At 50.8% G+C, this 266-nt stretch carries 1 rRNA gene; it reads right to left on the bottom strand.

The annotated features are described in order from the left end of the window. Window positions 1-218: ribosomal RNA gene (locus LZP69_RS16460) — 16S ribosomal RNA — on the bottom strand; the annotation flags it as partial. Window positions 219-266 lie beyond the last annotated feature (48 nt).

The following is a 266-nucleotide window of genomic DNA, read 5'->3' as shown; positions in this document are numbered from 1 at the left end:
AGGACCGAAGTTCCCCTGCTTTCCCCCGTAGGGCGTATGCGGTATTAGCAGTCGTTTCCAACTGTTATCCCCCTCGACTGGGCAGTTCCCTAGGCATTACTCACCCGTCCGCCGCTCGTCAGCAAAGAAAGCAAGCTTTCTTCCTGTTACCGCTCGACTTGCATGTGTTAGGCCTGCCGCCAGCGTTCAATCTGAGCCATGATCAAACTCTTCAATTAAAAGTTTTTTGTTTGGCTTGCGCCAAACGACTCAATGAATTCTGATTC

It is taken from the genome of Shewanella sp. AS1, from assembly GCF_021412565.1.
Lineage (GTDB): Bacteria > Pseudomonadota > Gammaproteobacteria > Enterobacterales > Shewanellaceae > Shewanella.
The sequence above is the reverse complement of the archived record's forward strand: the minus strand, read 5'-3'. Positions and strand labels throughout refer to the sequence as shown.